Consider the following 20,987-nt stretch of genomic DNA (forward strand, 5'->3'; position numbering starts at 1 on the left):
ATATTTACTGAATACCTATGCAATCAACTATTAAAATAGCCATGTATGATGGAAAAATTATTGTTCTGATATATTTGTTAGCAGTCTTCTTTAGCTATTTATATACAGTTATATTTAATACATACAATGGTGATTTTTTTCAAGGAACTGTTTTGTTGTCGGTAGATATTTTGTTGCTTATGGCAATTTTAACAGCTATACCTTATGTGTTCATATATAAACTGTATACAAAATATTATCTTAAGGAGGCTTTTCGTGTTCCAACTTGTTTTAATATTACAATTATTCGTAATGTTACATGGTGCCTGCTCCTTCTTCATATAGGCCTGCATTTTATGAATTATGGAACTATGGGAACTTCAACGCATATTGATGGAAGTTTATTTTCTTATGTTCGTTCAGCAATATCGAAATTATTGCCACGTCCTTGGGTGATAGTTTTTCTTCTGCTCTCAAATAGTAAGAAAAATATTGTTGTCACCGTTATATTATTTATAATAGAATCTTTATCTGCACATTCTTTGGGCGGTTGCTTTTTGTTATTACTATTATACTTGTTTAGGAATGGAAAGAAAGTAAGAGTGTTATTCATTCGAAATTTCTTTTTTGTTTTGGTAATAATATGTATGCTTCCTGTGATAATTTCAACTGCATTTAATTTTCGGTCTCAATTAAGAGGGGAAGAAATAGCTGAAAATATAAATAATTATGACATTGTATTTAGTAAAATGTGTGGACGTGTAAGTAGTTTTTCTAACAATGCATATATATTTCAAAAATCATTACAGATAGCTAATGATATAGAATATATTCCTAGTTTGTTTTATTTATATGATACTCTACATTATTGGGGGTATAGACCAGAATTTAAAAGCGTAGGTACTTATGTTCAAATGCAAATAAAGAATTCTAAGGAAGAGAACTATTCTACTATGGCTGGAGTTATTGGAGTGTTTATCATTTCGTATATAAAATCGCCATATGTATTTTTACTTAATCTGTTCTTCACTATATTTCTTATCAATATAATATTTAAGTTGACAGGAAAAATATTTCCAAATGCTTCAAGTATTGCTTTTCTACTAACTATCGGTTTTGGAACAAGTGGAGACATTTCAGAATTATCAAATACAATATACACATTGTTGATAATGTGGATTTTGTTGTTCTTATCAAAAAGAATGTTATGGAAATAAAAAAGAAAATTTGTATCCTATATCCTATAGGAAATTATATGTTTCCAACAACTGGAGGCGAAGTGTATGATTCTTATTTGTTTAAAAAGATAGCATCATCTCTTAATGTTGAAGTCTCTTATTTTACAGATACAGGTTCTGTTAATAAATGGTATCTTCCTGTGCGTATTTGGCAACATCGTGAAAAGATTATTTCTTGTCATGCTATTTTTTTTAATAGCGGCTGGGTGGCCCAATCTTTGTGGATTATTTTGCTCTTCAGATTGTTTTATTCACACTTGGATATTTACATTATTCATCATCATTTTCGTTATCAAAGTATGAGAGGGGTAAAGAGATTTCTATTTTCAATATTAGAACGCATTGGACTGATCTTGTCGTCCGCAGTCATAACTCCTAATCCGTACACTCGTACGATTATAAGACGTATTGTTCCACATTGTCAAGTAATATTTTTAGAAATGGCATTTAGAAAAGAAAAACGACCTTGTTCATGTCATGAAAAAATAAGATTGCTTTATGTCGGTACTGTATATAAAAGGAAAGGTGTTTTTTGTCTGATAAAAGCTTTAGGAATGATGAATAAACAAGAACGGAAAAATATTCACTTAGATGTAGTAGGAAATATTAGTTCTAAAAATTACTATAATAAATTGAGAATATTGGTGTCAGAAAATGGCTTAGAAGATGTTGTCTCTTTTTCTGGTCGTGTGTCTGACGAAGAATTGAGAAATTATTATTCTAAAGCGTATTGTTTCGTTTTTCCTTCATTGTTAGAGGGATATGGTATGGTACTAATTGAGGCTATGTCTTATGGGCTTCCTGTTATTGCATTTAATAATTCAGCTATTCCATTTACTTTAAAGGATGGAAAAAATGGTATATTGGTAGAGAATAAGAATGTGAAGGCTTTAAAGAATGCTATTTTGGCATTATGTAATGATGTAAACTTTCAGTCTAATTTATCTAAAGGAGCTTTAGTTACTTATAATAATGTTCGTTCTCTATTTGATTTGGATAATGATATAGAAAAATTTATAACAGAAAGGTTGTTAAAATAATAATATGTTTTATTTGTTAAACTATATATGTTAGTTATGAATAATGTAGATAATAGTGAGGTTATAATGAAAATAAGGTTGTTGTTAAATTCAATTATTGGAAATGTATTGAAATTCAAAGTTTGGTTTCATTTGTTGTTGAATATTCCTCCTAAAAAATCATCAAAGTGCGCAAAGAATGTTGTGGTATCACTCACTAGTTATGGACGAAGAGTATCAAAAAGTGTTCCATATACGATTTTTTCAATTTTAAAACAGACGGTGGAGCCAGAAGAGATTGTCTTATGGTTGGATTATGATAATTGGAATAAAGATAACTTACCTTTTTCTTTGCGTAGAATGATAGAATGGAAACGATTAAAAGTGATGTTTTGTAAAGATATTCGTTCTTATACGAAGCTAATCCCCGCTTTAGAGGAATATTCGGATAAAGCTATTGTGACGGTGGATGATGATGTCTATTATTCATCAAATCTAATATATGGTTTGTATAAACAATATGTATTGTTTCCAAATAAAATATTGTTTTATTATTCTTATACGTATAGTTATAAGAACGGATATAAATGTACTTTTCCGATAGGAGAGAGAGGAGTTTTATATCCTCCAAAAGTGTTGGATGAAATGGTGTTTAATGAGCAACTTCGTTCAGAATTATCTCCTCTTTTGGATGATTTGTGGTTCTATGTCATGGCGAGGCTATCAGGTGCGGATTTCTTACCTGTTTCTCAAATAGGTTTACATTATTATCATGTAGATTTGTTTTATCAATGGTTTCATAAAGGAAGTCGATTATATGATGTCGTAAAAACAGAAAATAAAGATACATTATGGAGGCTTTTGGTCTATTTTAATCTAGTGAAAGAATAGGCTGCGAATTTTTGCTAAACTTACTTTTAGATAAACTATAAATTAGTTCATCACCCCAAATCTCGGATGAACCTGGTAATGGGCCATATGACAATTTAATCTATATGATATCAAATGAATAAAATTACTATTTACTCATCCCTACCTTATTGGCTGCAGAATATAGCCGTATCCCTTCACGGTTACAAACTAAAGCGACAGCGTTTTAACGATGACTTTTATAAGATCTTGGACTTCTTGAACTCAACCCATGGTTGGTCTAAAGAACAGATTCGTTCTTATAAAGAAGAACATACCTTTAAAATATTGGAACAGGCCTATAATCATTGTCCATATTATCGGAAGAAATATGCAAATGTAGGTTTATCTCCTTCTGATTTCAAGCGATTGGAAGACTTGCGGAAATTCCCGATCTTGACGAAAGAAGAGATCCGGGAGAATTGGCAAGGCATGGTCGCTGATAATGTATCTAAGGAGGATTTAATTTTATATCATACTAGCGGATCTACGGGTAAGGCCTTGGATTTTTATTGGACTAAGCATAGCTCTGCCTATTATTGGACAGTGGATCAACGCTATAAAAATCGTTTTGGATTTGAGCTGGGAAAAACTTGTGTTAATTTTACAGGGCATCCCATTGTGCCAATTACAATATCTAAACCTCCTTATTGGAGATTCGACAGGGTCTTGAATCGCTATTTTCTTAACATGCAGCAGTTGAATGCGCATACCATTCATACAATTACAGAATGGTTGAACACAAAACGTATTGAGATCTTTATTGGCTATCCTTCCATTATGACGGCTTTTGCAAATGAGATGCTTCAAGCTGGATTGACTTTGGAATTCCCTCCTAAGCATATCTTCACGGGTGCCGAGAAACTTTATGAGAACCAAAAAGATATTTTACGGAAAGTCTATAAGGGGGTTCTTTTTCATGAGTTATACAGTTTCTCTGAGCAAGCTGCTATTGCTACACATTGTATGCAATCAGTTTATCATGAGGATTTTGAGATTGGGCACATGGAGCTTAATATGGCTATGCCTGTAGCGAATGGATTGCAAGGTGAGATCTTAGCTACCGGATTCGCAAATCTAGGTATGCCTTTTATCCGTTATCAAAACGGGGATACGGCGGTGTTCTCTGTTCGGGAGTGTGAATGTGGCTTGCATAGCCAGATCATAGAAGATATCGTTGGGCGTAACGAGGACTATATTGTTACGCCGGAAGGACTTCATATCCAACGTCTGGATTATATATTCAAGGATTCATCGGATATCAAGGAGTGCCAAGTAGTACAAAAGGCATCGGGGGAGATGATATTGCGTATTGTTAAGAGAGACTCTTACGATGTAGAAACAGAAAGGAAGCTGTTAGTTAATATCTCTCAATTTGTTAGTCCCTCCATAAAGGTAAAATTTGAGTATGTGGATGAGATTCCCCGTACAAAAGCAGGGAAGTTTAAGGCAGTTGTCTCTGAATTGAAAAAATAATCATGTTGATTTATGAATAAACTAGAATCTACCATCTATAACCTCGTCCGTAAAAATCCAGCCTTAAAGCAGTTCGTGCGGAATATGTATCAAGGCATATTTGATTTGCTGCCAAGGAAGAAGGAGTATTTCGCCTCTCCCTATCAATATCGGGAAGGCTTCTTTTTCGGATTTCACGATGTCACGCCTTTTTCTTTTGATGAGACCAAGCTATTGGCGAATCAAAATAGGTTGGATTTGCGTATGCCTTTACCCACGGAAGGACTGGATGTCGGATATTTTGATTTGGAACAAGGCTCTATAAAGGACTTTCATAGGGTGGATACCTCTTACGCATGGAATTATCATAAAGGATGCAGGCTGCAATGGTTGGATAAGAACCGGATGATTTATAATACGGCGATAGCGAATCGGCTTGTGTCTAAGATTCATGATTTATCGACAGGGGAATACCAAGTAATAGACTGCCCGATTGATGCGGTCTATCAAGATGAGCAAAGATCTTTGGCTTCTTCTTTTAGTTATGAGCGCTTGGAGCGTTGTATGCCCGGGTATGGTTATCCTTATCGGGATGGAGGGAAATTGGATGATCCGGCACCTAAAGATAGCGGTTTGTTCTTGGTGGATTTAAAGGAGAATACTTCAGAGTTGCTTATCTCTTTGTCTGAGTTGGCACAGATGGAAGATGAATCCTATAGGCAGGGGTATATGCATTTTGTAACCCATTCGGAGTTCTCGAAAGACGGTCGGTATCTTTCTTTCTTATACCGAAAAATACCAATCGATGGGGATTATATGAGGCGGCATACCAAGATCATGGTTTATGATTTGCGTGATCGGCGACTTATTACCTTACCTACTCAAGAGTCCGGTTCTCATTATGTATGGAATAACAGGAATCAATTGATAGCGTCTTGCATTATAAATGGTAACAGTTGTCATGTATTGTATGACATGAAAGATGTAGATCATTATCAAATAATAGTAGGGGATGTGTTGAATTCGGATGGTCATCAGTCCTTTATCTCGGATACGTCTTTTGTGGCGGATACTTATCCGGATAAATATAGGATGGCAAAAATCTATAAGGCTGATATCAATACTCAAAGTGCGGATTTGTTGCTAAGTATCTATTCTCCCAAAAAGTTTCAAACGAAAGATTTTAAATGCCATATAGCTTGCGATTTACATCCCAGAGTATCCCCTTCTGGAAAGTACCTATGCTTTGATTCGCCTCGTACTGGAAAACGGGGGTTGTATATAATGCCATTGTCGGTACCGGCTATGTAGGCAAGGTGTCTTATACGATAAAAATCAAGAAGAATATTTGTGGCCTAGCTAAAAGTAAGTATATTTGTGGTGGTAACTATCGTGCGATGGCTGTAAATCAATATGATCGATCGTATGATAATATGTTTATTTTGTACAACAATGAGGAAGGACGATATATTATATTCTCTTAGGGCTTTGATAAAGCAAGTGATGCCAGCTGGAACAAAGGTTTTTTTGTTTGGTTCGCAAGCCCGTGGAGATGTCCATGATGAATCGGATTGGGATATTCTAATATTGTTGGACAAGGAAAAGATAACCTCTGCGGATTTTGATACCTATGCCTATCCTTTAATCGACCTAGGATGGCAATTTGGCGAATATTTTAGCACTAAGTTATATACCTTTACTGAATGGATGAAACGTAAAGGTACTCCTTTTTTCAAGAATGTGGAATTAGATGGTATAGAACTATGAATCTAACAGATGAAGAACGGGAAGCCCTTGTTATAGCAAGAAAGGCTAGAGCTTTTGATACTTGGGAGGAAACCAAAGGGATCGTAGAGTGTGGTTATTGGCATGCGGCCGCTAATAGAATGTATTATGCTTGTTATTATATGACCACGGCACTGTTAATTAAAAATGGCTTTCAGGCTTCTACGCATTCAGGAGTGATTCGTTTATTAGGTCTTCATTTTGTAAGTACAGGAATAATCAGTAAAGACTTGGGACGTTTTTATAGTAAACTATTTGAGTTGAGACAAAGTGGGGATTATGATGATTGGATTGTGATCGATGCCAATGAGATTCTTCCCTTGATGGATTCTGTTGATAATTATTTGAATACCTTGCTTTCGTTGATAGAGGGAAAAGCATGAGGCTATCCTTGTCTTCTTTGCCGTAAATAGTTTAAAAAATTGAATATCGCATATCATTTGGCTTGGTATGCGTAATATACGTATACCAAAACTTGACTTCTCTATAGATTTCCTGAAATATATAATCTTATAACTTATGAATATCGCAATTATCGGCACCGGCTACGTAGGCCTGGTGTCTGGGACTTGTTTTGCCGAGATGGGGGTTGATGTCACTTGCGTGGATGTCAACCGGGAGAAAATAAATGGCTTGTTGGAGGGGAATATCCCGATTTATGAGCCGGGGTTGGAAGAGATGGTATTGCGTAATTCCAAGGAAGGCAGACTTCATTTTACGACGGATCTGGCCTCTTGTCTGGATAACGTGGATATCGTTTTTAGCGCCGTGGGTACGCCACCGGACGAGGATGGTAGCGCCGACCTGCGTTATGTGTTGGAGGTCGCTCGTACGTTTGGCCAATATATTAAGAAATATACGGTATTGGTAACCAAGAGTACGGTTCCCGTGGGTACGGCACGGAAGGTAAAGGCTGCGATTCAAGAGGAGTTGAGTAAACGTGGGATGGATATCCCCTTTGATGTGGCCTCGAATCCGGAGTTCTTGAAGGAGGGTGCGGCCATCAAGGATTTCATGAGTCCGGATCGGGTAGTGGTCGGTGTGGAGTCGGAGAGGGCGAAGGAGATGATGCGTAAACTTTACCGTCCGTTCCTCCTGAATAATTTCCGGGTGATCTTTACGGATATTCCCTCGGCGGAGATGATTAAGTACGCGGCTAATTCCATGTTGGCTACTCGTATCTCGTTCATGAATGATATAGCGAATCTTTGCGAGTTGGTTGGCGCTGACGTGAATATGGTCCGGAAGGGGATCGGTTCGGACAGTCGAATCGGTAATAAATTCCTGTATCCGGGATGTGGCTATGGAGGTAGTTGTTTCCCTAAAGACGTGAAGGCTCTTATCAAGACGGCGGAAAAGAATGGTTATCCGATGGGAGTGCTAAAGGCCGTGGAGGAGGTGAATGAACGTCAGAAGACGATCCTTTATACGAAGCTTAGAAAACATTTTGACTCTTTGGAGGGGAGAACGATCGCTCTCTGGGGCTTGTCTTTCAAGCCGGAGACGGATGATATGCGTGAGGCTACCTCTTTGGTGATGATTGATCTTTTACGGAAAGCGGGTGCCGTGGTCAAGGTGTTTGATCCTGTGGCGATAGGCGAGTGCAAACGTAGAGTTGCTGATCGGGTTGTTTACGCGAAGGATATGTATGAGGCGGTAATCGATGCAGACGCATTGTTGTTGTTGACCGAGTGGAAACAGTTTCGCTTGCCAAGTAGGGCCGTGATCAAGAAAGTGATGAGGCAACCTTTGCTGCTGGATGGCCGCAATATCTATGACGCGAAGGAATTGGGTGAGCTAGGCTTTACCTATGAATGTATCGGAAAATAGTTATGGATAATTTAGGTTTGGTCTCCATTATTACTCCTTCTTATAATTCTTCGTCTTTTATAGCGGGAACCATTGAGTCGATTCTTTCGCAGACTTATCTTAATTGGGAACTGTTGATTACTGACGATTGCTCTACGGATCGTTCTGTTGAGATCATAGAGCGGTATATTCAAAGGGATTCCCGTATTAAGTTGTTCCGGTTAGAAAAGAATTGTGGGGCGGGTGTTTGCCGGAATCGCTCTATCTCGGAGGCCAAAGGACGATTTATCGCTTTTTGCGATAGTGATGATCGATGGTGTCCGGAGAAGCTGGAGAAACAGTTGGCTTTTATGCGAGAGAAGGATTGTGCCTTATCTTATACCTCGTATATGACTTGCGACGAGAGTGGAAAGATTTCCAGCATTGTTATCGGAAAAAGAAGGGAGACCTATTTCTCTATGCGGTGTGATGATGGGATTGGCTGCTTGACCGCTGTCTATGATACGGAGAAAGTGGGAAAGGTCTTTATGCCGGAATTACGTAAACGGCAAGATTGGGGGTTATGGCTTACCATACTTAGGCGTTGTGAGGTCGCTTACGGCTTGAAAGAGCCATTGGCGATTTACCGAATTCACTCAAGTTCTATCTCTCGGAATAAATGGTCTCTCATAAAGTATAATTTACGTGTTTATAGAACGGTTCTCGGATATTCCCCGATGGCTTCGTATCTGTATTTCTTTATTCTGTTTTTACCTTCTTATTTTTCTAAGAAAGTATTCTTGAGGTTAGTAAATAGATAATTTGGAAACAGCTTTATTCGATATAACACGGCCTTGTCATGACTGACTTGTGCCGTGTTTTTTTATTTATTTACTTGATCATTGTAATGATATTCTTCCCAAGTATGATCCCAAGGAAGACCGCTATCAAACCAAGGATATTACTGGCAAGTACATTGAGTAGTGCCATCTTGTATTCTCCGGTACGCATAAGTACCATCGTGTCGAGAGCGAAAGAAGAGAAAGTCGTGAAACCACCGAAAAGACCGGTGAATAGGAAAGCTCTTGTATTGATAGAAAAATTATAGGCTTCCGCTATACTCCAGCAGAAGCCGATTAAAAAGGAGCCGATCACATTGACCGACAAGATACCAAAAGGAAAGGAGTAAAGCATCGATCGTTGCACCCACGTGGAAACTCCGAACCGTAGCGCAGATCCGATAGCTCCTCCTATTATTAAAAGAAAAACCTTTATCATATCAACCTAGTGTGTTTCCCCCGGGCTAGGTTAAGGCCCGGGGAGATGGTAAATGATTTAGGTTTTCAATTTAATTGGCCGACTCAAACTGTCTCAAGAAACGAACATCGTTTTCCGAGAACATGCGTAAGTCTTTTACTTGGTATTTCAAATTGGTAATACGCTCGATACCCATTCCCAACGCATAGCCTGAATAAACCTTGCTATCGATACCGCAGTTCTCAAGCACGTTCGGGTCTACCATACCGCAACCGAGGATCTCTACCCAACCGGTTCCTTTACAGAAGGGGCAACCCTTACCTCCACAAATGTTGCAGGAGATATCCATCTCGGCGGATGGCTCCGTGAACGGGAAGTAAGAAGGACGCAAGCGAATTTTTGTATCCGGACTGAACATTTCCTTGGCGAAGAACAACAAGGCTTGTTTCAAGTCGGCGAATGAGACATTCTTATCTACATATAACGCTTCTACTTGATGGAAGAAACAGTGAGCACGATAAGAGATAGCCTCATTACGATATACACGTCCCGGACAGATGATACGGATAGGCGGTTCTTGCTTTTCCATTACTCGGGTCTGTACGGAAGAAGTATGTGTGCGAAGCAATACATCCGGATTATGCTGGATAAAGAACGTATCTTGCATATCGCGGGCAGGATGGTCCTCGGCGAAATTCAAGGAAGAGAAGACATGCCAATCGTCCTCGATTTCCGGTCCCTCAGCGATGCTGAATCCTAACCGTCCGAATATATCGCAAATTTCTTTCTTTACAAGTGATAGAGGATGACGAGTGCCTAGTTCGATCGGGTAAGCCGTACGAGTCAAATCGATATCATCGTTTGCGGTCTGTACATTCTCAAAGCTTTCTTTTAATTCGTTGATCTTGCTCTGGGTTGTTTCCTTTAGTTCGTTCAAGTATTTGCCAACCTCACGTTTTTGATCAGCCGCTACATTACGGAAATCATTCATCAACGCCGATATCTCGCCTTTTTTGCTGAGATACTTTATACGTAAAGCTTCTAGTTCCTCGGCATTTGCCGCTTTCATATTCTCTACTTCTTGAAGCAGAGCCTTAATTTTATCGAGCATTTCTAATCACACTTTGTATTTGTCATGCAAAAGTACGCCTTTCTTTTGAAACCGCAAGGGATTCGTAAGGTTTTTTAGTTAAATGTAAGCGCAGACACTTAGGTGTCTTGTTTTATATATTAAAGTATTTATATATCTTCGCAGCATAATCAAACTATAAATTAATTAATGGAAATAGTCATTATTATTGGCCTTATCTTACTGAATGGAATTCTTGCGATGTCGGAAATCGCTTTGGTCTCGGCCCGGAAGGCTAGGTTGGAAACCGAAGCGAAACGTGGTAATAAATCTGCGGGCACTGCTTTGAAGCTGGCAAATGAGCCGGATAAGTTTCTCTCAACCATCCAGATCGGAATTACCTTGATCGGTATCTTGACCGGTTTGTACTCTGGCGAGGCGTTAGCTCATAATTTCGCTGTTATAATAGCGCAAATACCGGCCCTAGAACCGTATGCGTTGGGGATCGCTAAAACGACGATCGTTATTATCGTGACGTATCTTACACTTATATTCGGAGAGTTGGTACCGAAGCGGATCGGCATGGGGTGTGCCGAGAAGGTCTCTATGTTAGTTGCTAAACCCATGAATTTTCTTTCCTTGATATCCTCTCCTTTTGTTTGGCTACTTTCAAAGAGTACGGCGTTGGCTGTGAAGATGACGGGCGTGGATACGAAAGAGGAAAATAGGGTAACAGAGGAAGAAATCAAGGCGATCGTGAAAGAGGGCTTCGACGGTGGCGAGGTGCAAGAGGTAGAGCAGGACATCGTAGAGCGGGTCTTTAATCTGGGAGACCGTAACGTGGGTTCTATCATGACGCATCGTAGCGAGCTGGTTTGGCTGGATGTGACGGATAGTACGGAGAAGATTCGGGAGAAAGTGGAGGAGAACTTATTTAATATATATCCCGTGGCTTCGGAGAAGTTCGATAATATAGTAGGGGTCGTTTATCTGAAAGATTTGTTCGGAAGGATCGACCAACCGGATTTCTCGATCAATCAAGTACTTCGCCCGGCACAGTTCGTTCCCGAGAACCAGAGCGTATATAACGCCTTGGAATCTTTCAAGCAGACACACGTGAAATATGGACTCGTTACGGATGAGTTCGGAGGCATTCAAGGTATCGTAACCTTGAAGGATATCATGGAAGGCTTAATCGGGCAAGTACCGGAAGTCGGAGAGGAGTCCGAGATCATACAACGTGAGGATGGTACTTGGTTGGTGGACGGCCAATATTCTTTCTATGATTTCTTGGAATATTTCGACATGGAGGATTTGTATGCCGAGCATGATTATAATACCTTGAGCGGCTTGATCCTAGAGATATTGGAACGTGTACCGAAGACGGGTGAGAAATTAAAGTGGCTGGACTTTGAGTTCGAGATCGTAGATATGGATGGCGCCCGGATCGATAAGGTTTTGGTCAAGTACTTGAAAAATGGGTAAAATGTCTTTTTAGAAGAGTACGCCGAGTGAGATACTCATCACGTTCGTTCGCTTGTCAATATTGATATCATAATTAATCTCGGGAACCGGGTTGTTGACTTTCTCGAAATCGGATTCCACTTGATTCAATCCGAACTCATAGACAAAGTCGAAGAATAGCCGTCCGATGCTAACCCCTACGCCCGTAGCGATATTGACTCCGAACGGGGTGTTGTCATTCACGTATTCTACGTGCGTGGTGGAAGACTCTACCGTATAGGCGATCTTATAGTTGTATTTTAATTTGGGGCCGACCATAAGGCTAAGTCCGTAAGGCCCTTTCTTCACTAGGTTATAGCCTACCATTATGGGAACCTCTAAGGAACTGGTTTTCATCATCAAGAGGTCGGTAGTTGCCGATGTATTGGACATCATATTATTTTCCGGCAAACTTTGAGGTATGGAAAAACGGATATTTCCCTCAGAACGATGCCATGAGAAACTAGGCTGGAGGAAGAACCGTTCGATATTGACCCGGCAAAAGACCGCGGCCAGATAACCTACCTTATATTCGATGTCTATATTCTCCGCTTCCTTCCCATTGATGGAAAGGGAGTTTATGACTGGGAAAGTGGCGTTGAATCCTACTTTGGCTCCAAAGTTGAATGCTTTGTCCTCGAAACGCATGAAGCTCTGGGCTTCTGCTAACAGACCGAAAGATAGCAACGCTCCTATAAGGTAGACTTTTTTCATACCGTTATTTTTTCTTTTTCACGGACCAGCCGAATTTACCGACAAATTCACCTAACCCGTAATACTTACCATGCGAGTAAGCCAAAAGATCCGCTTTCTGCATATCAAAAGCCCCTGTCTCTGGGTCTAGATATCGGTCATCGGCCTGTACGTTTACGACATCAGCGATAAACATATCATGACTTCCGAGAGCGATTACCTCTTTTACCCGGCATTCGATACAAAGCGGAGACTCGTCTATCGTAGGGGCGTTAACGACGGTCGCTTTTCCGGGAGTGAGCTTCATCTCCTCGAATTTATGATGGTCTTTCCCTGAGTTTACCCCGCACCAATCCGTGGCGTAGGCCAGCTCACGATTCGTCAAGTTGATGACGAATTCCATATTCTTCTTCAAGATCGGATAAGAGAATCGTTCCGGACGTACGGATATATAGCACATCGCCGGATTCGTACAAATCGTACCGACCCATGCGACTGTTATTATATTGTACTCGGAAGGCTCATTCCCACAACTCACCATTACGGCTGGCAATGGATAGATCATGGTTCCCGGTTTCCAATCGTGCTTCATAATAAAAACTGCGTTTTTATAATTGAAAGTTGAGAATTGAGAATTAAAGATTCCGTAAAGCTAATTCTCAATTCTCAATTCTTAATTTTCAATTATCTAATGATTATGTCTTCTTTATTAATCTTACGTTCGCAATAATGACATTTAATGGTTCCCTTCTCCTTGTCGATCACGTGGAAGCGGGAAAGCATCGGCTCATTATTGGTGATACATTTCGGATTGTTACATTTGACCAAGCCAATCAGCTCGTCGGGTAAAGTAACCGTCTTCTTCTCTACAACCTCATAATCACGGATAATGTTCAATATAATATTCGGGGCGATCATGGCGATACGGTTGATCTCGTCCTCCTCGAAAAACTTGTCGGCGATCTTGATCATACCCTTGCATCCCATCTTGTTGCTATGGAAATTATTGCCGATCGTGATCGTATTGTTCATTTTCTCCAGTCCCAGTAAAGAGGCTACCTTGAATAATTGGCTGGGAGGAATATGGTCTATGGCGGTACCGTTCTCTAAAGCGGCTACCTGCAATTCTTTTTTCTTTTCTGCTGACATAAAACTTCGTTTTTATTCGTCGATAGATATACCTAAAACTTCGCAAATGATAGCTTGGCGTGCGAACAGCCCGTTGCGTGCCTGCTGGATGTAATAAGCCTTTGGATTGTCATCTACATCGTAAGCGATCTCGTTCACACGGGGTAGCGGATGTAAGATACGCAGGTTCTCACGGCTGTTTCTCAGCATGTCGTTACGCAGGATATACACGTTCTTTACCCGCTCGTACTCTTCCAAGTCTGTAAAACGCTCACGTTGTACACGGGTCATATAAAGGATATCCGTCTGGTTGATGATATCTTCCGTGAAATCGGTATGCTCCTCGTATTTGAGTCCGTGCTTGTCGCAGAAGTTCTTTTGCTCGTCCGGCATGCGCAGCTCGTTCGGCGCGACGAAGTGGAAGGTCGGATGGAAGTGAGACATTCCCACGATCAAGGAGTGAACCGTACGGCCATACTTCAAATCGCCGACCATCGTGATGGTGAGGTTATCTAGCTTGCCTTGTGTCTTGCGGATGGAATACAGGTCCAGCATGGTTTGCGAGGGATGTTGGTTCGCCCCGTCACCAGCGTTGATGATAGGGACATCCGTCACCTCGGAAGCATAGCGGGCGGCTCCTTCCAGATGATGTCTCATAATGATCAAGTCCACGTAATTGCTTACCATCAAGATCGTATCTTTCAAGGTCTCGCCCTTGGAGGAACTAGTCGTGGAAGCGTCCGAGAAACCGATCACCCGTCCACCTAAACGGTTTACGGCTGTCTCGAAACTCAGTCTCGTACGTGTAGAGGGCTCGAAGAACAGGGTGGCGGCGACTTTGCCTTCCAGTAATTTCCGGTTCGGATTCTCCTCAAACTTCCTTGCGTTATCCAGAATACGAAGAATGTCCTCTTTGGAACATTGATCGATAGAAACTAAACTTTTACTTTTCATAGGTTGTGTATATTCTGTCTTATGTACGCGAATGTATAAAAAAAGCGGAGACCGAAGGGCCTCCGCTTTATATTTTATTTTAAGAAATCAACTAGACTTGCCGGAAGATAGAACGTGTTATTTTTATCGACATAAACGACGACAGAGTTTAACCGTATCTCATCTTGGCCTTTCTTCCCGGACTTCACGATATTGGAGAACGGGGTGATCGTTAGCTGTTTTTTCTTATCTTTCTTGTTCTTAACGATCAAGGTTGGAGAACCTTTCTCGTCGGCGGCAGGGACGATCTCGCAAGTGTAATCCTCGAATACGTCCGTGTGGCGTGCGAAGTTCTTGTTTGTAAGATCTTCCAAGTTTTCGTGTGTCAATCCGAACAAATTGCATAAGTACTCATTCAGCTCGATGTTCGTATTCATACCTAGGGGTAAGGTTCCTTGCGGATGGTAAGCGGCTAGGAATACTTCCTCGCCCGTATGGCCGCCAGTCGTGAAACCGAAGCAAGTGCGGGAAGTGATGATATGCGCCATCAATCCGGTTAACGAGCCACTGTACATGGAGGAATTATCTTCCGGTTTGCGTTGGTCTTCCGGTATCGGGCTATTCTTATAATCCTTGCAATTGTTCAACGCGTTCATCTCTTCCGGTGTCAGCTCGAAGCCGGCGTAGGTGCGGAATACGTTCTGCACTTCTGAGTTAGGAACGCTGTTTACCTTGTTGGCGAAACCCTCGGCGGTCAATTTATACAGGGAGAATTGGTGGAACAATTGATCTTTCGTCAATTTATCGTAACCTTTACAATCTCTTCTACCTAAGCTGATACCGCTGTTTCCGTGGTCGGGTACGATGACAACGGCAGTCTCGCCGTTATTGCGTGCGAACTCCAATGCGGCACCGCAGGCACGATCGAATGCCAAGAAATCGGTAGCCATACCTACCGGGTCATTTCCATGAGCGGCCCAGTCTACCTTACTGCCTTCTACCATTAAGAAGAAACCATTCGGGTTCTTGGATAATTTGTCGATCGCCTTACGAGTCATTTCCTCGATAGAAGGTTGCTCTTCCGGATTGCGGTCGATATCGTAAGCCATTTCCTTGTTGCCATATAAAGCCCACATCTTCTGATTATTATCGGCACGCATACCTTTCAGGTCGTTTCTATATACGCCGTATCCGTTCGCCAATAGATAATCTTCCATATCCTTCGTAAGGATAGACACTCCACCACCGATAACGACATTGATATCATTATGAACCATCTGCGGAGCGATCCAGTCGTATTTACCACGGTTGTAGCTATGAGCGGAGCAGTCCGCCGGGGTAGCGTGCGGGAATTCGCAAGTGAAAACCAATCCTGTAGCTTTGCCCTGCAACATCTTGCCAGCCTCCAATACGGTGGTAAGCGGTTGGAAGGCACGGGCCGGGTCGGTCGGGTAGATATCGTTATCACCGTCGTTCTCCGGGTAAGTGGATACATAACCCGTACGGCTCGGCTGTCCGGTCATGTAGCATGATGTAGTAGGAGCGGAGTCGCCGATAGGGGCGTTAGAAGAATGCGTACGCACCGTTCCGCACAAATACGGGTCGATGTTCAATTTCGGTTTGCTGGGATCTTGGTACCATTGCAACCAACGGGCGATAGAGATAGTCGCCAATGAGGTTCCGTCCGGGATTAAGAGAATCACGTTCTTGACAGGCTTCACGTTCTCCTTTTCCACGGCATTGGCCGGCATAATGATAATAGCCAGCAAAAGTAGAAAAGCTAATGTTTTTTTCATGTGCTTTAATTTAATAATGTATAACAAATTCTTCTATTAAATCTTAATTTCCAAGTGGGATGATCTCCTCGTTGAACCGTGTCAACTTCTCCACGCCCGTCTCCGTTACAAGGAAACTGTTCTCGATACCCACGGCACCGACACCCGGGATCACGAATTTGGGCTCCAAGGCGAATACCATATTCGGCAAAAGCTCCTCTTTCGAGCGAGGGGTAAGCACGGGTAGCTCATTGATCTGTATACCGATGCCATGTCCCACGAATTTAGCCTGCTGCTCGGTTCCCATAAAGTTAGCCGAAAGACCTTCTTTCTTAGCGATATTCGCCGCTATATTATATAAATCCGAACAAGCGGTTCCCGGTCGGGTAGCGTTTTCCACCTCCTGTTGTATCGTAAGGGCCACTTGATGCGCCCGATAAGCTTCCTCCGTCAGGCGGCCTACGGAGAAGACACGGGTCATGTCCGTCATATAAGCCGTATAATTGCCGGCCATATCCACCATGATAGCGGTGCCTTCTTTTAATAACGTACCGTTAGCGCCTAGCGGACAAGAAGCGTCTATGCCGCCTCCACCCAAGGCGAAATCAAAAGGGGATGGGGTCTCGGCGTTTTCCCCGGCGAGAATACTACCCATATAGATATCCATATTGGCTCCGAAAGCACGGAAAAGACCGATCGAGCCGTTCTTGCGCATACGTTTCTCGATCTCGTACTGGAACTCCAAGTCTGTCATACCGGGACGGAAACATTCCGGGATCTCGCTATAAGTAGCCTCGTGCTTGCGGGCGGCGATACGGAATTGCCCGATCTCCCAAGGGGTTTTTACCCGGCGAAGGTTTCGCATGAAAGCGGTGGCGTTACCGGCCTCCTCCGGTTGGAATACCTTATCTAAACGGATGTATTCATTATAAGTTAACTCATCTGCCTCTAATAAGAGTCTTTTCGGCATCTTAATTCCTCGTTCCGCAAATAAGGGTGGGATGTCTTCCGGCTTACGGATGTATTCCACTTGATGTCCTGAAAGCCCGTTCGGTCGCTTGATCAAGAACCACGGCTCACCGTCTACCGGCAAATAAAAATAACCACTATAGATTTGTCCTGTCGTATAATAAAGATTTACATCTACGGTAAGCAAACAGGCATCCATACCCATTTTTGCCATACCATCTCTCATCCGATCCCATTTTATCTTTAGGTCGTTCTTCAATTCTTCTGAAATCATCTTCCTTTGTATTACTTTTATTTTGTACCGGGCATCAAAGGTAACAAGAATTTACGAGATTTAAGTGGATTTGAGGTGAATAAAGTATTACAAACGCATATATGCGAATATACGGTTGAATAGGGAAATCTTCTTATGAATAAAGATAATCGTATCTGTATCTATTCCTTGATTCTCGTCGTGAATCCTATAAACCACGGCGTGGTCTTTACAGATCATGGCGTGGTTTACAAAGACCACGCCGTGGTTTGTAGAATAGAAGTAGATCCGATATAGAATATATAAGTATTCAGCTGGTTATTCTTGCGGAACAAATAGGGTATTCGATACTATTGGACCGGGATCTTGATAACCACCTTCCGGATATTCCCTTGGCCGATACCCGGGGCGTGCCCGTCTTCCGGGAAATAAATGGCGAATTGTCCGGGATAGATTTTCGTATAGGCGGTAGGTTTGTCGATATAAAAGGCGATATCTTGCTCCTCGTTGTATGGAACGGACTCCTCTAGTAATTGATCTCCCGGTTTCCATCCGATTTTCTCTACGCCCAATAAGGGGAATTGGATATCGATAAATTTCTTGTGGGTCTCGATGGCCGCTTCCGACTTCTCCTTTCCGAAGAGGCTGGCGATGCTAACCGTGAAACCAGCGTCCGCTATATCGTATTTACCATCTTCCATTTTTGAAAAATCAGTAGACTTAACATAGTCAAAAGCCTGCTTAAACAGCGGATGGATACATTCGATCCGCTTAGAGTTCTCAAGTGAGTCTAGAATCATATTGTTATTAAGTTTTAGTAATTGGTTTGAAAATCGTTACAAATGTCGGGTATTTCCCTGTTAAATAATAGTCATATTTCTCAAATAAATCTATTAAGTTCCTAAGTTTCTTAACGTACGTAAATACTGTTTCGCAAAGTTTGCAATCTGGTTGCAATCATATTTATCGTATCTTTGTTATTCATTTATATATAACTAAACAGGTGATACGATCTATGAAAGATTTGGAGACAATTATACTACCGGTTCTCGAGATGAGTTGTGCCGTATGTGCCAATAACGTAGAGAATACGGTGAAGGGACTTCCCGGCGTGGAGGAGGCATCGGTGAATTTCGCGGCGAATACGCTTTCCGTCAAATACCATCCATCCTTGATTACTCCTCAGAAAATGAGAGAGGCCGTGCAGGAGGCCGGATACGATTTGGTCGTGGAGGTAGAGGATCCGACGGCGGTACAGGAAGAGATGGCACGAGAGCATTACCGGAAGCTACGCCGGAATACGATCGGGGCGTGGGTACTTTCCATTCCGCTGGCCCTGCTGGGAATGGTGTTTATGCATACGCCCGGCGGTAACTGGATCATGATGGCGCTGGCCTTGGTGATTATGATCGTGTTCGGGCGGTCGTTCTACGTGAACGGCGTGCGCCATGCGTTGCACGGTAGCGCCAATATGGATACGTTGGTGGCGTTGAGTACCTCGATCGCTTTCCTGTTCAGTTTCTTCAATACCGTATATCCGCGGTTCTGGTATGAGAAAGGATTGGAGCCGCATGTTTATTATGAGGCATCCGGCGTGATCATAGCGTTCGTTCTGTTGGGTAAACTTCTGGAGGAGCGGGCGAAGAACAGCACTTCTTCCGCTATCAAGAGCTTGATGGGATTGCAGCCTAAAACCGCCCGTCGTGTGCGAGATGGTCAGGAGGAAGAGGTCTCTATCTCGTTCTTGCGGGTGGGAGATCTTGTCAGTGTCCGTCCCGGTGAGAAGATCCCGGTGGACGGCACGGTGTCTCAAGGTTCCTCTTCCGTGGATGAGAGCATGTTGAGTGGCGAGCCGATCCCTGTCGTGAAATCACAAGGTGACCGGGTCTTGGCCGGGACGATCAACCAAAAGGGCGCTTTCTTGATGGAGGCGACCGGGGTGGGGAGCGCTACCGTATTATCGCAAATCGTACAGATGGTACAAGCCGCTCAAGGAAGTAAGGCACCCGTGCAGCGTATCGTTGATAAAATAAGTGGTATATTTGTACCGATCGTTGTCGGATTGGCGATACTCACTTTTATCGTCTGGCTGGTAGTAGGAGGAAGCGGGTACTTCTCGTACGCTCTCTTATCGGCGGTATCGGTATTGGTGATCGCTTGCCCTTGCGCGTTGGGACTTGCTACGCCAACTGCCTTGATGGTCGGGATGGGTAAAGGCGCCGAGCATCATATATTGATCAAAGACGCTTTTGCCTTGGAAAACCTTTGTAAGGTGGATACCGTCGTGCTGGATAAGACCGGGACCTTGACCGAGGGCGTGCCCGAGGTGACAGACTCTTTCTGGATATCGGAGGCGAGCCGGGATATGCTGGATATCCTTTATACCGCCGAGATGAAGTCTGAGCATCCTTTGGCGTCCGCTATCCTCTCATGGTTGAAAGGAACGGAGGCTGCGGAGATCGACGCTGATAGTTTCGAGAGCGTAACGGGGCGTGGTATCCAAATGCAGGTACATGGCGTGACGTATTGGGTAGGAAGCAAAGGCTTTTTGGAAACCTTCAAGGCGATGGTTCCGCCCGAGGCTGGGCGGGAAATCATCCGGTGGGAAGAGGATGGCAAGAGTATCGTTTATTACGGTTGGGAATCGGAATTGCTTGCGGTCATGGCTATTTCGGATCGGTTGAAACCTACGTCGGGAGAGGCGGTAGAGGCCTTGAAAGAAATGGGTATCGAGGTTCATTTATTGACCGGCGATGGAAAACGGACCGCCGAGACTGTTGCGGCCATGCTGGATATCCGTCATTATAAGGCGGATGTCTTGCCGAGCGATAAGGAGGAGTATATCCGTTCCTTGCAAGCCGCCGGAAGGAAAGTGGCTATGGTTGGGGATGGTATCAACGACTCGCAAGCCTTGGCCCGTGCGGATGTGAGCATTGCGATGGGTAAGGGAACGGATATCGCCATGGATGTGGCGATGGTCACGTTGATTACTTCGGATTTGATGTTATTGCCGGATGCGATCCGCTTGTCGAAACGTACGGTTCGCTCGATCCACCAGAATTTATTCTGGGCATTTATCTATAACTTGATCGGAATCCCATTGGCGGCGGGTGTCTTATTCCCGGTGAACGGACTGTTACTGAACCCGATGTTGGCGAGCGCCGCAATGGCTTTCAGTTCCGTGTCGGTGGTATTAAATAGCTTACGGTTGAAATGGAGTAAACTTTAAATAAT

21 protein-coding genes are annotated in these 20,987 nt (G+C 42.6%); 12 read left to right on the top strand and 9 right to left on the bottom strand.

Translation table 11 applies throughout. The features are described 5' to 3' along the window. Positions 1-17: 17 nt before the first annotated feature. From wzy to ACYIA1_RS05745, 9 genes are all read left to right on the top strand, one after another. On the top strand, positions 18-1,196 hold the full coding sequence (gene wzy / locus ACYIA1_RS05705; protein ID WP_480334660.1) for an oligosaccharide repeat unit polymerase: 1,179 nt from the start codon (positions 18-20) through the stop codon (positions 1,194-1,196). Next, positions 1,187-2,257, top strand: coding sequence for a glycosyltransferase family 4 protein (locus ACYIA1_RS05710; RefSeq protein WP_480334662.1), 1,071 nt, complete (start codon positions 1,187-1,189; stop codon positions 2,255-2,257). The genes wzy and ACYIA1_RS05710 overlap by 10 nt, the downstream gene beginning before the upstream one ends. A 36-nt stretch (positions 2,258-2,293) precedes the next feature. Beyond that, on the top strand, positions 2,294-3,127 hold the full coding sequence (locus tag ACYIA1_RS05715) for a hypothetical protein (protein WP_272056897.1): 834 nt from the start codon (positions 2,294-2,296) through the stop codon (positions 3,125-3,127). Between the two features lie 114 nt (positions 3,128-3,241). After that, positions 3,242-4,621, top strand: a complete 1,380-nt coding sequence (locus ACYIA1_RS05720; protein WP_480334664.1) for a phenylacetate--CoA ligase family protein — start codon at positions 3,242-3,244, stop codon at positions 4,619-4,621. Between the two features lie 12 nt (positions 4,622-4,633). Then, on the top strand, positions 4,634-5,911 hold the full coding sequence (locus tag ACYIA1_RS05725) for a hypothetical protein (protein ID WP_480334666.1): 1,278 nt from the start codon (positions 4,634-4,636) through the stop codon (positions 5,909-5,911). Positions 5,912-6,052: 141 nt separating this feature from the next. Next, positions 6,053-6,367 (top strand): nucleotidyltransferase domain-containing protein, encoded by a 315-nt coding sequence (locus tag ACYIA1_RS05730; RefSeq protein ID WP_008778387.1) that lies wholly within the window; start codon positions 6,053-6,055, stop codon positions 6,365-6,367. Further along, positions 6,364-6,768, top strand: a complete 405-nt coding sequence (locus tag ACYIA1_RS05735) for a HEPN domain-containing protein (RefSeq protein WP_005857332.1) — start codon at positions 6,364-6,366, stop codon at positions 6,766-6,768. The genes ACYIA1_RS05730 and ACYIA1_RS05735 overlap by 4 nt, the downstream gene beginning before the upstream one ends. 136 nt (positions 6,769-6,904) lie before the next feature. After that, positions 6,905-8,215, top strand: coding sequence for a UDP-glucose dehydrogenase family protein (locus ACYIA1_RS05740; RefSeq protein ID WP_480334669.1), 1,311 nt, complete (start codon positions 6,905-6,907; stop codon positions 8,213-8,215). A gap of 2 nt (positions 8,216-8,217) precedes the next feature. Further along, a complete protein-coding gene (locus ACYIA1_RS05745) occupies positions 8,218-8,994 on the top strand; it encodes a glycosyltransferase family 2 protein (protein WP_158532856.1) in 777 nt (258 codons plus the stop codon). Positions 8,995-9,064: 70 nt separating this feature from the next. Here ACYIA1_RS05745 and crcB read toward each other — a convergent pair whose 3' ends face one another. Together crcB and pheS are read right to left on the bottom strand one after the other, a co-directional pair. Then, positions 9,065-9,451 carry a fluoride efflux transporter CrcB gene (gene crcB, locus ACYIA1_RS05750; RefSeq protein WP_008779782.1) on the bottom strand — a complete coding sequence of 129 codons (387 nt, stop codon included), beginning with the start codon at positions 9,449-9,451 and terminating at the stop codon, positions 9,065-9,067. A 70-nt stretch (positions 9,452-9,521) separates the two neighbouring features. Continuing rightward, the gene (pheS, locus tag ACYIA1_RS05755; protein WP_005857329.1) at positions 9,522-10,541 is read right to left on the bottom strand and encodes a phenylalanine--tRNA ligase subunit alpha; all 1,020 of its coding nucleotides are present in this window, start codon (positions 10,539-10,541) and stop codon (positions 9,522-9,524) included. A gap of 168 nt (positions 10,542-10,709) precedes the next feature. Here pheS and ACYIA1_RS05760 point away from each other — a divergent pair, with 168 nt between their 5' ends. Continuing rightward, the gene (locus ACYIA1_RS05760; protein ID WP_005857328.1) at positions 10,710-11,984 is read left to right on the top strand and encodes a hemolysin family protein; all 1,275 of its coding nucleotides are present in this window, start codon (positions 10,710-10,712) and stop codon (positions 11,982-11,984) included. 9 nt (positions 11,985-11,993) lie between these two features. Here the strand turns inward: ACYIA1_RS05760 and ACYIA1_RS05765 are convergent, their stop codons facing one another. The 6 genes from ACYIA1_RS05765 to ACYIA1_RS05790 all read right to left on the bottom strand — a co-directional run bounded on the left by ACYIA1_RS05765 (position 11,994) and on the right by ACYIA1_RS05790 (position 17,774). Next, positions 11,994-12,716: a porin family protein gene (locus ACYIA1_RS05765; protein WP_005857327.1), complete on the bottom strand. Its 723-nt coding sequence runs from the start codon at positions 12,714-12,716 to the stop codon at positions 11,994-11,996. Positions 12,717-12,720: 4 nt separating this feature from the next. Next, the gene (locus tag ACYIA1_RS05770; protein WP_005862715.1) at positions 12,721-13,287 is read right to left on the bottom strand and encodes a flavin reductase family protein; all 567 of its coding nucleotides are present in this window, start codon (positions 13,285-13,287) and stop codon (positions 12,721-12,723) included. A 92-nt stretch (positions 13,288-13,379) separates the two neighbouring features. After that, positions 13,380-13,844 (bottom strand): aspartate carbamoyltransferase regulatory subunit, encoded by a 465-nt coding sequence (pyrI, locus tag ACYIA1_RS05775; protein ID WP_005862713.1) that lies wholly within the window; start codon positions 13,842-13,844, stop codon positions 13,380-13,382. 12 nt (positions 13,845-13,856) lie between these two features. Beyond that, the gene (gene pyrB / locus ACYIA1_RS05780) at positions 13,857-14,777 is read right to left on the bottom strand and encodes an aspartate carbamoyltransferase (protein ID WP_005857322.1); all 921 of its coding nucleotides are present in this window, start codon (positions 14,775-14,777) and stop codon (positions 13,857-13,859) included. A 74-nt stretch (positions 14,778-14,851) separates the two neighbouring features. After that, the gene (locus tag ACYIA1_RS05785) at positions 14,852-16,552 is read right to left on the bottom strand and encodes an alkaline phosphatase (RefSeq protein WP_036611509.1); all 1,701 of its coding nucleotides are present in this window, start codon (positions 16,550-16,552) and stop codon (positions 14,852-14,854) included. Positions 16,553-16,595: 43 nt separating this feature from the next. Then, positions 16,596-17,774 carry a M24 family metallopeptidase gene (locus ACYIA1_RS05790; RefSeq protein WP_087344418.1) on the bottom strand — a complete coding sequence of 393 codons (1,179 nt, stop codon included), beginning with the start codon at positions 17,772-17,774 and terminating at the stop codon, positions 16,596-16,598. A 135-nt stretch (positions 17,775-17,909) separates the two neighbouring features. Between ACYIA1_RS05790 and ACYIA1_RS05795 the strand changes: the two genes are divergently transcribed. Then, on the top strand, positions 17,910-18,050 hold the full coding sequence (locus ACYIA1_RS05795; protein ID WP_005857316.1) for a hypothetical protein: 141 nt from the start codon (positions 17,910-17,912) through the stop codon (positions 18,048-18,050). 53 nt (positions 18,051-18,103) lie between these two features. Here ACYIA1_RS05795 and ACYIA1_RS05800 read toward each other — a convergent pair whose 3' ends face one another. After that, positions 18,104-18,553 carry a NanQ anomerase/TabA/YiaL family protein gene (locus ACYIA1_RS05800; protein ID WP_005857314.1) on the bottom strand — a complete coding sequence of 150 codons (450 nt, stop codon included), beginning with the start codon at positions 18,551-18,553 and terminating at the stop codon, positions 18,104-18,106. A 215-nt stretch (positions 18,554-18,768) separates the two neighbouring features. Between ACYIA1_RS05800 and ACYIA1_RS05805 the strand changes: the two genes are divergently transcribed. Beyond that, positions 18,769-20,982, top strand: a complete 2,214-nt coding sequence (locus tag ACYIA1_RS05805; RefSeq protein ID WP_005857312.1) for a heavy metal translocating P-type ATPase — start codon at positions 18,769-18,771, stop codon at positions 20,980-20,982. Positions 20,983-20,987 lie beyond the last annotated feature (5 nt).

The organism is Parabacteroides sp. KHUB-02 (assembly GCF_056640955.1).